Source organism: Streptococcus sp. SM5 (assembly GCF_027497975.1).
Genome location: NZ_JAJNSC010000007.1, coordinates 65,245 through 79,733, shown reverse-complemented (window position 1 = coordinate 79,733; position 14,489 = coordinate 65,245). Strand labels below are relative to the sequence as shown.

Here is a 14,489-nt window from a genome sequence, read left to right as displayed (position 1 = left end):
TTCTGATTCCCTTTCCTTAAAATAAGCCGAATAGGTGCATAATAGGGAAAATAGCTAACATAGAGTCAAAGCGGTCCAATACACCACCATGTCCAGGGATGAACTTTCCTGAGTCCTTAACACCAAAGTGGCGTTTCACGGCACTCTCAATCAAGTCACCCAACTGACCTGCCAAACTAAAGAAGATAGCAAAAACAGTCATTTTGTAAATCCCATAAGGTAGGGCGACGGTACTATCTACCATCATAAAGATGGCTGTTGTTATCATAGCAGCGACAACTCCACCCAATGCTCCCTCAATTGTTTTATTTGGAGAGACTCTCGGAGCTAGCTTTCTCTTACCGAAATTCATTCCTACTAGGTAGGCACCACTATCGGTTGCCCAAACCATACAAAGTCCCAAAAGGGCTTTATCTAGACCTGCTACACGAGCATCTACCAAGGCATTAAATCCAAAGCCGATGTAAAAACTCATGGCAATTGGAAAGACCGCATCTTCAATCGTGTAATTCTTACTAAATACTGTGCAACCTAACATGATAAAAATCAAGACGCTATAGGCAACAACATTCCCATCTACTGGTAAGAAGGTCAAATAATTTTCCAAGGGAATAGTAAGAGCAAATGTCGCTAATAAGGTCAAGAGTCCTTCGGGTGTCATGGTATTTAAACCTTTCATACGAAGTAGTTCATGAACCCCTAACATAGCAATCAATCCCATGGCAATCTGTAACCATAGGCCACCCAAGATTAAGAGCGGTATAAAGATAGCCAAAGCCAAAGCGGCAAAGATGGTTCTCTTTAGTAAATCCTTTTTCATAATTTCTCCTAAACTCCTCCAAATCGACGGTTACGACGATTGAACTCTGCAACAGCCTCCTTCAAAGCTTGCTCATCGAAATCCGGCCACAAGACATCTGTGAAATAAAGCTCGCTATAAGCAGCCTGCCAAGGTAAGAAGTTACTCAAACGAAGTTCACCACTAGTTCGAATAATCAAATCTGGATCACGAAAATCTTTCGGTAAATGACCTGTAAAAAGATAGTCTCCAATCAATTCTTCGTCAATGTCTGCAGAACTTATCTTACCTTCTGAAACTTCCTCTGCAATCAACTTGAGAGCCTGTGTAATTTCAGCTCTTCCTCCATAGTTGAGGGCAAAATTAAGAATTAATCCTGTATTTGACTGCGTTAATTCCTCCGCTTTTTTCAAAGCTTCAAAAGTCTCTTTAGGTAAGCGATTGGTTTCACCTATCATCTGAATCTTCATGTTTCTCTCATGCAATTCAGGCACATATTTGTCATAAAACTCAACTGGCAAGTTCATGATAAATTTAACTTCTTGGTCTGGACGAGCCCAGTTTTCGGTCGAAAAGGCATAAACAGTCAAGGCCTTAACTCCCATATCACTAGCTGCAATTGCAACTTTTTTCAAAGCATCCATCCCAGCCTTATGTCCAAAAACTCGAGGTTGCATTCGTTTTTTGGCCCAACGACCATTTCCATCCATGATAACACCGATATGAGACGGTACCATTGTTGGTACTGGAGTTTCTATTGGTTTATCTTTTTTAAAAAATCCAAACATGCTTGTATTCCTATTCAAAAATCTATCGTTTCATTATACCATATTTTTCGCTTTTCTTCTATCTTCATAGCTTATTCTAGAAGGGAATTTACTATAGTTTACAAATAAGCGCATCATTTCTAACCTTGCATTTTCAAAAGAAAGTTGATACAATAAAAACACAAAGATTAATCCTTGTTCAATCACAGGGTTTTTTTATTGAAAGGATTTTACCATGTCAAAGAAACTACAACGAAAAAAACAATTAAGAAACAGCCTTCGTCGTTCAGGTGCATTTTCAAATGCTGTGAATAAGGTTGTCGAAGAAACAAAGAAAGTCGTTAAACATGCAGAGCACGCAGCAAGCGAGGCTGGAAAAGCTGTCTCTAAGCAAGTAGAAAAAGCTGTAGAAGCGACTAAAGAGCAAGCCCAAAAGGTTACAACTTCTGTTGAAGATTTCGCAGCTAACTTAGGTGGACTTCCACTTGACCGTGCAAAAACTTTCTACGATGAAGGAATCAAGTCTGCTGCTGACTTCAAAAACTGGACAGAAAAAGAACTCCTTGCTTTGAAAGGAATCGGTCCAGCTACAATCAAGAAATTAAAAGAAAACGGCATCAAGTTCAAGTAATCTTTCTTGTTCCTTGCATTTCCGTAAAAAACTTGTTAAAATATAGCCATTAGAGGTGTTTTGAGTCCCACATTTTACAGAAAGTGGCGGAGCTGAGAAGTCCACAAATGTGTCAAAACTGGTTGCTAGTGAGTTGAAATTAAAAATTGAAATATAAATCTTTTTGTTTCCTTTTAGGACTAGGCAGCGAGTTGCAGGCTGTACTCAAGTACGCCAAGACGAGCTAACGACGTCATAAAAGTGAAACAAGAAAATTAAAGATGCGGGCATCTGCCCGAAATTGGGTGGTACCGCGGATTAAACACATTCGTCCCTGTCAAATTAATGACAGGGGCGATTTTTTTGTAGAAAGCGAGGTAGGAAGATGACAAGAACAGAGTTGCCAGAACGAATAGAGACTGAGCGACTGGTCTTACGAGTCCGTACAGTGGCTGATGCTGAGGATATTTATGCCTACGCTAGTCTCCCAGAAGTTTCTTACCCAGCAGGTTTTCCACCCGTCAAGACCTTGGAAGATGAGATTTATTATCTGGAGCATATCCTTCCCGAGCGCAATGAAAAGGAAAATCTCCCGGCTGGCTATGGAATTGTTGTCAAAGGGACTGATAAAGTCATTGGCTCTGTTGATTTCAACCATCGCCACGAAGACGATGTACTGGAGATTGGCTATACCTTGCACCCAGACTATTGGGGACGAGGCTATGTGCCTGAAGCAGCGCGTGCCTTGATTGACCTGGCTTTTAAAGAACTGGGGCTTCACAAGGTAGAATTGTCTTGCTTTGGCTACAATATCCAAAGTCAACGAGTTGCTGAGAAACTTGGATTTACCCTTGAAGCTCGTATCCGAGATCGCAAAGATGCTCAAGGAAATCGCTGTGATAATTTGAGATATGGCTTGCTGAAGAGTGAGTGGGAAACTCAAGGTCAACATTAAAAATAGAAATAACTAGAAAGGACAAACACATGTCTAAAGAACTTTCACCTAAATACAATCCAGCCGAGGTTGAGGCTGGTCGTTACCAAAAATGGCTTGACGAAGATGTTTTCAAGCCTTCAGGCGATCAAAAGGCTAAGCCTTATTCAATCGTGATTCCACCACCAAACGTAACTGGTAAACTCCACCTTGGTCACGCTTGGGATACAACTTTACAAGATATTATTATCCGTCAAAAACGTATGCAAGGTTTTGATACACTTTGGCTTCCAGGGATGGACCACGCTGGGATTGCCACTCAGGCTAAGGTTGAGGAGCGCTTGCGTGGAGAAGGCATTACACGTTATGACCTAGGTCGTGAAAAATTCCTCGATAAGGTTTGGGAATGGAAAGACGAATATGCCACTACCATCAAGGAACAATGGGGCAAGATGGGGCTCTCTGTAGACTACTCTCGTGAGCGTTTCACCCTTGACGAAGGTTTGTCAAAAGCTGTCCGCAAGGTCTTTGTGGACCTTTACAAGAAAGGCTGGATCTACCGTGGTGAGTTTATCATCAACTGGGACCCAGCTGCTCGCACAGCCCTTTCTGATATTGAGGTAATTCACAAGGATGTTGAAGGTGCCTTCTACCACATGAACTACATGCTGGAAGACGGCTCACGCGCCCTTGAAGTTGCCACTACTCGTCCTGAGACCATGTTTGGGGACGTTGCCGTTGCGGTCAATCCAGAAGATCCACGCTACAAGGACTTGATTGGTCAAAACGTAGTCCTTCCAATCGCTAATAAACTCATCCCAATCGTTGGGGATGAGCACGCAGATCCTGAGTTTGGTACGGGCGTCGTGAAAATCACGCCTGCCCACGATCCAAACGACTTCTTGGTTGGTCAACGTCATAACTTGCCACAAGTCAATGTCATGAACGACGACGGAACTATGAACGACTTGGCCTTCGAATTTGCAGGCATGGACCGTTTTGAAGCTCGTAAGGCAGTCGTTGCTAAGTTGGAAGAAATCGGTGCCCTCGTTAAAATCGAAAAACGTGTCCACAGTGTTGGTCACTCAGAGCGTACAGGTGTTGTGGTTGAGCCACGCTTGTCAACGCAATGGTTCGTTAAGATGGATCAATTGGCTAAGAATGCTATTGCCAACCAAGACACAGATGATAAGGTAGAATTCTACCCACCTCGTTTCAACGATACCTTCCTCCAGTGGATGGAAAATGTTCACGACTGGGTCATCTCACGTCAGCTCTGGTGGGGTCACCAAATCCCTGCTTGGTACAATGCTGAGGGTGAAATGTACGTCGGTGAAGAAGCTCCAGAAGGTGACGGATGGACTCAGGACGAAGATGTCTTGGATACTTGGTTCAGTTCTGCCCTTTGGCCATTCTCAACCATGGGCTGGCCTGATGTCGACTCAGAAGACTTCAAACGTTACTTCCCAACTTCAACCCTAGTAACAGGTTACGACATCATCTTCTTCTGGGTGTCTCGTATGATCTTCCAATCATTGGAATTCACTGGCCGTCAGCCATTCCAAAACGTTCTGATCCACGGTCTTATCCGTGACGAGCAAGGACGCAAGATGTCGAAATCTCTCGGAAACGGAATTGACCCTATGGATGTTATTGAGAAATACGGTGCTGATGCCCTTCGCTGGTTCCTTTCAAACGGTTCTGCACCAGGGCAAGACGTCCGCTTCTCATACGAGAAAATGGATGCTTCATGGAACTTTATTAACAAAATCTGGAACATCTCTCGCTATATCCTCATGAACAATGAAGGCTTGACCCTTGAGCAAGCAACTGCTAATGTCGAAAAAGTTGTTAACAAGGAAGCTGGAAATGTCACAGATCGCTGGATTCTCCACAACCTCAATGAAACCATCGGAAAAGCAACTGCCAACTTTGACAAGTTTGAGTTTGGTGTAGCTGGACACATCCTTTACAACTTCATCTGGGATGAGTTTGCGGACTGGTACGTTGAGTTGACCAAGGAAGTCCTTTATAGCGATAACGAAGAAGAGAAAGTTATTACACGTTCTGTTCTCCTTTACACTTTGGACAAGATCCTTCGTCTCCTTCACCCAATTATGCCATTCGTGACTGAGGAAATCTTTGGACAAATCTCAGAAGGCTCTATCGTTACAGCGGAATACCCAACTGTTAACCCAGCCTTTGAAGACCTTGCAGCTCACACTGGTGTAGAAAGTCTCAAAGACTTGATCCGTGCTGTTCGTAATGCGCGTGCAGAAGTAAACGTTGCACCAAGCAAGCCTATCACCATCCTTGTGAAGACAAGTGATAGTGACTTGGAAACCTTCTTTAACAGTAATGTCAACTACATCAAACGCTTCACAAATCCAGAACACTTGGAAATCGCATCAAACATCCCTGCACCTGAACTTGCTATGTCAAGCGTCATCACAGGAGCAGAAATCTACTTGCCTCTTGCTGACCTACTCAATGTCGAAGAAGAACTCGCTCGTCTCGACAAGGAACTGGCTAAATGGCAAAAAGAACTGGACATGGTCGGTAAGAAGCTCTCTAACGAACGCTTCGTAGCCAACGCCAAACCAGAAGTCGTCCAAAAAGAACGCGACAAACAAGCCGACTACCAAGCTAAATACGACGCGACCGTAGCACGTATTGATGAGATGAAGAAACTCGTGAAATAAACACAGAAACACGGCGGAATGCCGTGTTTTTTTGGTATAATAGTGAGGAGAATATTTCACTATTTTAAAGATATTATTACACAATGATAAACAAGATAAAAATTCATAGTAACATTAACTATAAATTAGATGGAATGAAGGTTTTCTATAAAAAAGAAATTTATAAATAAATATTTTTTAGCAAAGGTAGGATAATATCATGTACAAACTTGAAGATTACCCAAATGTTCAAACTTTCATAGAAACATATGTAGCTACAGGTTTATCAAAAGAAGAGATTTTGTCAAAGTCAAACAACGCCGATTTTATAGAGCCGTTTATTAATAAAGGGGAAAACTGTCAAGACGTTTGGAATACTTTAGTAGAAGAATATTTCATTCGATATGAAAATATCGATATTGTTAAATTAGGGAGAAATAGATCTGAAATAAAAACACCTACAAATAGGGGCTCTAGTTGGAAAAATTATGAATTCAGACTAAAAAAGCAAGGATGGAATTGGAATAGTATCGAAACTCTTAAAAAATCTACTGTTGAAGTGCTAAGCTACTTAAGCAATTCGAAAGAGAACAGTGGAATTTCGAAAGGTTTGGTTCTAGGAAACGTACAGTCTGGGAAAACTGCAAATATGTCCGGTGTAATTTCTATGGCTGCAGATTTAGGATATAATTTTTTTATTGTCTTATCTGGAACTATTGAGAACTTGAGGAACCAGACTGCAAATCGCTTGTATAGTGACGTTAAAGATACAAGAAATTTGAATTGGAGATTAGTAGATAGACCAAACTTAAAAAACAACATCGCTGATCATAAAATATCAACATTTTCATTGGACGAAAATGCTAGAGATAGATATTTAACCGTATGTCTAAAAAATAAAAGTCGCCTTGAAAATCTAATCCGTTGGCTTTACTCGGATGAAAACAAGTCTAGACAATTAAAGATTTTAGTAATTGATGATGAAGCTGACCAAGCAAGTATTAATACTAATAATATAGAAGAACAAGATCCAACAACAATAAACAAACTGATTAGAAAATTGGTTAACAAAGATAATGTAAAAGCAATGAATTATATTGCTTACACAGCAACTCCTTACGCAAATATATTAAATGAAACTGATGAAGATTCTCTCTATCCAAAAGATTTCATTGTTGTATTGCCTCAATCAAGTGACTATATCGGACCTGAAGAAATGTTTGGAACATCAGAACCTGAGCAAGTACAAAAAATTGATATTGTTAGAGAAATAAGTGATGATGATGTTCAAACTATTAGAAAACTAGGAAAAGGCGAAACAATTGAAATACCAAAATCTTTAGAATCAGCTATTAATTGGTTTATTATTTCAACTGGTGCAATGCGTCATCTAGAATATAGAAAGCCGATTAGCATGCTAATACACACCTCTTTCAAAGTTAATGAGCATGAATTAATTGCTAATGTAGTTACCTCCTATATCAGAAAAATCCGAAAAAATCCTAATGAATTTTTCATAAATCTAAAAGATTTCTATAATAATGAAAAAATAGACTTTAGCAAAGAGAAATTTTTAGAGAATATGAATAATTATAGTAGTCCAGAAGCTGTACCGTCTTATCCTGAGTGGAAAGACATCAGAGAACAGATTGAGAGAATTTTCCGTTTGGATGATAATGAGTACCTAAGTCATGTTCAATTAACCGATGAAGGCGTTCCTAAATATCACGAAGGTTTTCATATTGCAATTGATAATAGTAAAATGACATCTGCTGATGAAATGATTAGATTAGTCTATCCAAATTCTATAAATGCTACTAAACTAGCTCCTGCTTTCATTGTGATAGGAGGAAATACTCTGTCTAGAGGATTAACTATCGAAGGGTTAGTATCTACGTTCTTTTTAAGAAAAACTAATCAAGCAGATACTTTAATGCAAATGGGACGGTGGTTTGGCTATAGAAAAGGGTATGAAATATTCCCTAGAGTATGGATGGAGTACGACGCGTATGAACGGTTTCAATTCCTATCTCAACTAGACTATGAATTGAGATCGAATTTAGTAGAGTACTCTAAAAGAAATCTTACTCCAATAGAAGTTGCTCCAAAAATAAAAAATTCTCCAGACTATCAGTTAGTTAGGATTACTTCAGTTAATAAAATGCAATCTGCTATTTCGGCTGAATTTAATTTTTCTGGCTTTAATTCTCAAACTGTTTTTTTTAAAGACGATATGGAACAATTAGCACATAACTTCCGTTTAACCGAAACATTTCTAAATTCACTTGGAACACCTCAAAAGTCTCCAACTTCAGATTCTAAACTAGTTTGGAAAGATATTGACTCAGTCCAAGTTGAAAATTTTTTACAAGAATATCAGGTTATTTCCGAAGATAAACGGATGGCTACAATAAATAATCTAATTGAATGGTTGAAAGAAAATAATCATACAATTAATGACTGGAATATTGTATTATCAAGCAAAGGTAAAATTGAATTGGCAGATGTTGATAGCGATTGGAATATTCATGGTTATAATCCTAAGGGAGTGACACGGACGAAATTAGTTCCCGGTAGCAATGGAGAGATTGTTTCAATCGGTGTATTGCGTCAACCTGACGATTTGATTGCTGATATTGATGAGCTTAATCCTGAAGAAAAGAAAGTTGTGTTAATGAAGGATATTCGCGATTTGAGAAGTTCTAAAGGATTTGAGAAAACTCCTTTACTAGTAATTTATAGAATTGATAAGGATAGTGAACCAACAAATAAACTATCCAAACGAAGAGAAAAACTAAACTTCAGTCATGATATAATTGGGATAAATATTTTGATACCAAGATTTATTGATGTTTCAACAAAAAATATTACAACGCAATTGATGCCGTTGATTAAATCTATTGATGATTAAGGGAGATAAAATATTGAAAATAAAAATTGCTACAGATGATCCTCAAAGCATGGCTCAGGATGGTGCCTCAATATTGCGATCACTTCAAAATAAATCCATACCATTGCTTGATTTAATAGTGCGCGAATCAATTCAAAACAGTTTAGATGCTGGAATTGACGGTGTAGGAAAAACAAGAGTTGATTTTCATTTTGGAGATTTTGATGTAGATAATTTAGCTAGACATCTTGAAGGAGTATCTGATGAACTTTTATCAAACTACTGCAATAAAACAAAATTTTTAGCGATATCTGATAAAAACACTTTTGGATTGACAGGAGCTATATCAGGAGACTATCATGATGATTTAGTCAATTCCAACTTTCACAAACTGGTTTTTGGAATAGGTAAGAATCAGGAGAAAGAAGGTGCAGGAGGAAGTTGGGGATTAGGAAAGACTAGTTTTTTCAGAGTAGGAAACGGAATAGTTATTTATTATACCAGAATAAAAACAGCAGATTCTTATGAAGAAAGATTAATAGGTTCTTTAATAGAAAATAATAAATCAGAAGAAAGATTACTACCGAAGTCAAACAGAGGGATTGCTTGGTGGGGGGAAGAGGGAAGTAATAATCAAATTCTGCCCATCACAGATCCTGATAAAATAAAAGAGATTTTAAATTTATTCAATCTTAAACCTTACCAAGCAAATGAGACGGGAACTACAATTCTTATACCTTTTCTGAGAGAAGATATTTCTGATTTACAAAATAATGGCTCATCATATTATTGGACGAATAATTTAGAATCATCAATAAAAATGTCAGTTTTAAGATGGTATTTCCCTAGATTAATGAATACGACTTATAGGAATTTTTTTAATTCTAATATGCTTGTATGTTCCGTCAATGAAGAAATTATTAATGTCGAATCTGAAGTTATATTTAATATTTTCCAAAAGCTATATAATTCAGCATTATTGGGAAATTCTGTGACCGATAAAATTGTTGTTCATCCTATTAAACTTAGTAGAAAAGCTTGCGAAGATACCAATAAACCTCTAGGTTTTATAGCTTATATAGAAGCTTCGGAAGAGGATTTAGAAATGTGTCCTCCAAATAATTGTCCTTCTCCTTTGGAATATTTAGGCAAAAGTCCATTGACAGAAGCTTCAAACGAAATTAAAATCTTTTCGTATTGTAGACAACCTGGTATGATTGTAGAATACGACTCAGATAATTCTTGGTTACCTAACTCCAAAATTCTTGAAGATAAACGTATGTTAATTTCAATTTTTGTTCCAGTCTCTAAAGAAAAACTTTCCTCTAGATTTTATCCCAATTTCCCTACTATAGAGTCATATTTACGAAGTATAGAAAATGCTGACCATGCTAATTGGCTTGATGAAAATGGGTTTACTCTTATAAAGAGATTAAAAGGTGGAATTCGTAATTCTATTCTTACTGATTTTGAAGAAAATGAATTTTCAGAAACAGGAACTGAAACAAGTAGACTATCAAAAGTCTTAGGAAAATTTCTTCTCCCTCCAACAGGATATGGTAAAAATTCAAGTTTAGATATTAATAGCGAAAATCGACAAAGTAGAAATGCCGGACTCAAATGTAGTTTATCCATCAATTCTGTTAATATTGTGGATGGAATGAAAGTGATTTTGAAAGTTAAGGTTAGGATACCTAAAAATCATAAAGCAAAGGTCAAGCTTCTCCTTGAAACTCAAGACGGTCATATCGATTATAATAAATGGCATGATGACTTTGAAGATATTCCATATCCATTTAGTATTACCTCAGTTAAAGATTTGAATGATTCTTATTTTAAAAATTTAAATGATTTTATAAATCAAGGAGAATTCGTACTTCCGCTTGTTGATCAAGATATTAGGACCGAGCTAGAAATTATTGTCCTTAAAAATTCAAATCAGTATAGACCGACGATGATTATTACTCAGTAAAAGGGAGAAACAATATGAATACTTTTAACTTATTTAAACAAATTGATGAAGAGTTAGAAGAAAAAATTGGCCTTAATATCAGTGATTATTTTCTAAATTATGATACTGATATAGAAAAAAAAGAAATTCTTAACTCTGTTGAGCCAAATACCATTCAAATAATGTCTGACCTTGATAGCAGTTGGACAGCAGATTATGACAACTTAACGATTAAGCAAACAATAAAAATTGAGAATCCTTCATACTTATTCGGGCCCGACGGAGTTACTTTGGAGAAAAACAAGCTCGGAATTGGTGTGCATGTTCATTCTAGAACTTCAATGTTTCAGGAAACTATTGCAATGGCTGAAGTTTGTAAAAATGACATACCTCTGTCATATGATTTAGTTTATTCATTTCCAAAAGGAAAATTAAGAGGAAAAGTACATCTAGAAACATTTTTTTATGTTAAAGAGTTAAATGAGACTTATCCTACACATGCAGATTTACAAGGTATGCGAGTTTCACAAAAGAATATTTCAGAACTCATTTTGATTATCGATGGCACGGGTTCTATGTTCCCTATTGGAGAATTTGAAGAAAAGAACGGTCCACTATGGAAATTAAAAATTAACAATTTCAATCCCGCTGAAGATTTATTTTCTACTGACAATATAAATTTGTTACTCAACAGATCCCATATTCTTTTTAAGCAATTGAAAGAACGCAAGACGTCTCTTAGTAAAGGACTTATGTCAGAAATTGTTTCTCAAGCCATGTCTCTCATTATCGACAAGGTCATAAAAGAGACTGAAGATGATGACATTGTCTCGGATTCAGCTGATGGAACTATTCTTTCAATTGTTAATTACTGGATTTCTGTTTTTGAAGTTGATACTAGTGATAGTGTGCGTATTTCAAACTCGTTAAAACTAGCCTTAGAACAAATTTTATCAGAGGAGTAATGAATGATACATTGGGAACAAATTAATTATGATATTGCCAAAGCTACTGTCGAATATAATTCATTAAATAACATAAATCCAATTGCTATTACAACTAATTTGAGTTCAGAATTTAAACATATTAGAAACCTCTTAATACAAGCTCGAGATGACATTTTTGATGAGTATCATTTAGATGCTGCTGAAAAGTTGGGGTATACTTTTGATTTATTATTTGCAATTAAATTATATGAAATACTAGGGACAAATAATAATTTTTGTAATAGAGTAGCCTCAGATGATGCCGTTTGGAGATTTTTATCAATTAGAGTTATTCCAGACATAGTTCATAGCCGATGGGGAATGAATGAAACAAGATATATAACTTCTAGAAGAATTTGGCTAAAAAATATATGGTGGTACATACACTTATCTTGGAATGGCAGTTCGAAAAGAACATATGAGATATTAAAAAATAATACGACAGATACGATTCAGCAATTAGTTGAACGACCAGGTGTTGGTTACTACGTTTCCTTATATAGAGAAATTATGTTTCAATATTCTACAATCAATGATCCTAGTAGATTTCTGTTTCGAAAGGTTCTTAAGTTAAATACAGCACTTTTGCCAGTAACATATCCTGAACTTATTCCAGGTGGTATTACGGAATATGTCGGATATCTTTTTAGAAAGGTTCAATAGTTTTGCTAATTTTAAATAATATCTTTGAACATATTTTTTTGAAGAACGTTAATCAAATTAAACGAATACGGATTTTAACAGGATATACTTCAGGATTTTTTTTAAAGTTTTTTATTAAAGAATTTCCTAATATACCTATAGATGTCTATATAGGTATGGCACAACAAGGGATTAAAAAGAATGATCATGATATATACTTAAAACTTTCTAAAGAAAGCAGTTTTAATTTGTACTATCAAGTTGCTGGAAAAGATACTCATATAAAACTATTTGAAATTGAATATTTTAATCATAAAGAGACATATGTTGGTTCAGCAAACTTTTCTTTCTCTGGGATGTTTGAGCAGAATGAGCTAATGACATTAGTAAATTCAGTTTGTGATTCATTATTTTTGGATCAATTTAATAGATCAATAGAAGTAAGTGATCCTAAGGCAGTTGGATTACTCTTAGATTGTGATGAAGATTATATCGGAACAGATGACATTTCAATAACTGATGAAAATCAAATTCGGTACAGTCGTATCTGCAAACCTTATACTATATCATTTCGTCGTAATTCTGTCTTTTTAAGTAAGTTTCAAGTCCCCCTAGTCACAGATACACTTAACTGTAAAATTTATAATAAAGATGGTAAAACAATTATTCGTTTTCCAAGTAATTTTAGAGTAAAAACGAAGTTTCCAATCAATAAGAGAATTAGCTTATTCTATGAGAATATTGAATTAAAATGTGTTGTCCATGGTAATTTCAATAGTAAGTTGCAATTTGAAAATCAAAAATTAGAAGAAATATTAATAGAAAAATTCCAATGTAGTTTGGATCTACTAGAACAGAAATTACTCGATTTTGGTGTTTCACATTTGCTTTTTGAAAGAATTAATGAAACTGAGTATATTATTTCTTTTTAAATCAAAAATATAGGAGAATTTATAGGAGGTTTGTAAATTGTGTTGAAAATGATTGAGACATTCAGCGGTATAGGAAGCCAAGCGCAAGCTTTAAAAAATTTAGGAATTGATCATAAAGTAGTCGCGATTGCTGAATGGGATATTAATGCAATGTATGCATATGATATTTTACATAATGGGGAACAAGATATAAAAAGTCTAAGACACCATACGAAAGAATCATTAATTAAATTTCTTTCAAAATATAACTTATCTAGCAATGGGAAAAATCCTATAACCTTAAAAGCTTTAAAATCAATGTCTATAGTTCAATTAAAAGCCATATATATTTCTATAAAAAGAAATAATAATCTAGTTGACATATCGGAAATACATGCTCAAGATTTACCCGATGCAGATATCTTGACCTACTCTTTTCCCTGCCAAGATTTATCAATTAGTGGATACTGGCATAATAATACAGGCGGTATTGATAGAGATGCTGAAAATCGTTCAACTTTATTATGGGAAATCGAGAGAATTTTACAAGAATATGTTGCATCTCAAAAAAAACTACCTCGATTTCTACTAATGGAGAATGTTAGTAATATTTTGTCAAAAAGACATATTAGTAATTTTAATGAATGGAAAGAATTTCTATGCAATATAGGATATATAAATAAAGTTTATACTCTAGATGCTAGAAATTTTGGAATTCCACAATCAAGAGAACGAACATTTATGATCAGTATCTTATCTGAAAATTCTAAAGAGCATGAAGTAATAACAGATTATTTAAGTAAAAATGATCTACAAACATATAAAACTGAAAAGAGTACGAGTCTAAGTGATTTTTTAAGATTGGATTACTCTATTGAAAAATATAAACAAGAAGCAATTGAAAGCACTCCTAGATTTACAGAGTCTAGAAAAAAAATCTTTTATGATAATATTGTACTTGCTACAGGCACTGAAGTTCATGAGACTACAGCTAAGACTGTAACTACTAAACAAGATAGAAATCCCAATTCCGGGATTATTAAATATGATAAAAATAACTATTTAGTAAAGAGCAACATTTATTATCGAAACTTAACTCCAAGAGAATGTTTTATGCTGATGGGATTTAAGGAAGAACAATATGAGTTATTATTATCTAATAATTTTATGAATAAAAAAGGAACTATGTTTTTAACTCCAAGTAAATTAAATAAAATGGCTGGAAATAGTATTGTAGTTCCGATTCTTGAAAAAATTTTTGAACAACTTGAAGATATTCGAAAAGAATTATCATCTTTAACAAAATCAGTGCTCTAAA

Annotated in this window: 12 protein-coding genes; 9 read left to right on the top strand and 3 right to left on the bottom strand. The window is 35.6% G+C overall.

Annotated elements, in window-relative coordinates:
- Nucleotides 1-16 precede the first annotated feature (16 nt).
- Genes PAN07_RS07055 through PAN07_RS07045 form a run of 3 tightly spaced genes read right to left on the bottom strand, consistent with a single transcriptional unit; the run spans nt 17 to nt 1,773 of the window.
- Nucleotides 17-820 carry a phosphatidate cytidylyltransferase gene (locus PAN07_RS07055; protein WP_269797577.1) on the bottom strand — a complete coding sequence of 268 codons (804 nt, stop codon included), beginning with the start codon at nt 818-820 and terminating at the stop codon, nt 17-19.
- An 8-nt stretch (nt 821-828) separates the two neighbouring features.
- Entirely contained in the window at nt 829-1,587 is a 759-nt protein-coding gene (locus PAN07_RS07050; protein WP_269797576.1) for an isoprenyl transferase, read from the bottom strand.
- A 33-nt stretch (nt 1,588-1,620) separates the two neighbouring features.
- Entirely contained in the window at nt 1,621-1,773 is a 153-nt protein-coding gene (locus tag PAN07_RS07045) for a hypothetical protein (protein ID WP_269797575.1), read from the bottom strand.
- 28 nt (nt 1,774-1,801) lie between these two features.
- Here PAN07_RS07045 and PAN07_RS07040 point away from each other — a divergent pair, with 28 nt between their 5' ends.
- The 9 genes from PAN07_RS07040 (at nt 1,802) to dcm (ending at nt 14,488) form a co-directional block, all read left to right on the top strand.
- A complete protein-coding gene (locus tag PAN07_RS07040; RefSeq protein WP_269797574.1) occupies nt 1,802-2,197 on the top strand; it encodes a helix-hairpin-helix domain-containing protein in 396 nt (131 codons plus the stop codon).
- Between the two features lie 364 nt (nt 2,198-2,561).
- On the top strand, nt 2,562-3,131 hold the full coding sequence (locus PAN07_RS07035) for a GNAT family protein (protein ID WP_269797573.1): 570 nt from the start codon (nt 2,562-2,564) through the stop codon (nt 3,129-3,131).
- A gap of 29 nt (nt 3,132-3,160) precedes the next feature.
- Entirely contained in the window at nt 3,161-5,812 is a 2,652-nt protein-coding gene (locus PAN07_RS07030) for a valine--tRNA ligase (RefSeq protein WP_269797572.1), read from the top strand.
- A gap of 199 nt (nt 5,813-6,011) precedes the next feature.
- Complete coding sequence (locus PAN07_RS07025) at nt 6,012-8,702, top strand: Z1 domain-containing protein (protein ID WP_269797571.1); 2,691 nt, start codon at nt 6,012-6,014, stop codon at nt 8,700-8,702.
- Nucleotides 8,703-8,715: 13 nt separating this feature from the next.
- Complete coding sequence (locus PAN07_RS07020) at nt 8,716-10,653, top strand: hypothetical protein (protein ID WP_269797570.1); 1,938 nt, start codon at nt 8,716-8,718, stop codon at nt 10,651-10,653.
- Between the two features lie 14 nt (nt 10,654-10,667).
- The gene (locus PAN07_RS07015) at nt 10,668-11,597 is read left to right on the top strand and encodes a hypothetical protein (protein ID WP_269797569.1); all 930 of its coding nucleotides are present in this window, start codon (nt 10,668-10,670) and stop codon (nt 11,595-11,597) included.
- A 3-nt stretch (nt 11,598-11,600) separates the two neighbouring features.
- On the top strand, nt 11,601-12,281 hold the full coding sequence (locus tag PAN07_RS07010) for a hypothetical protein (RefSeq protein ID WP_269797568.1): 681 nt from the start codon (nt 11,601-11,603) through the stop codon (nt 12,279-12,281).
- Nucleotides 12,282-12,319: 38 nt separating this feature from the next.
- On the top strand, nt 12,320-13,192 hold the full coding sequence (locus PAN07_RS07005; protein WP_269797567.1) for a phospholipase D family protein: 873 nt from the start codon (nt 12,320-12,322) through the stop codon (nt 13,190-13,192).
- Between the two features lie 48 nt (nt 13,193-13,240).
- Nucleotides 13,241-14,488 (top strand): DNA (cytosine-5-)-methyltransferase, encoded by a 1,248-nt coding sequence (dcm, locus tag PAN07_RS07000; protein WP_269797637.1) that lies wholly within the window; start codon nt 13,241-13,243, stop codon nt 14,486-14,488.
- The last annotated feature ends 1 nt before the right edge of the window (nt 14,489 follow it).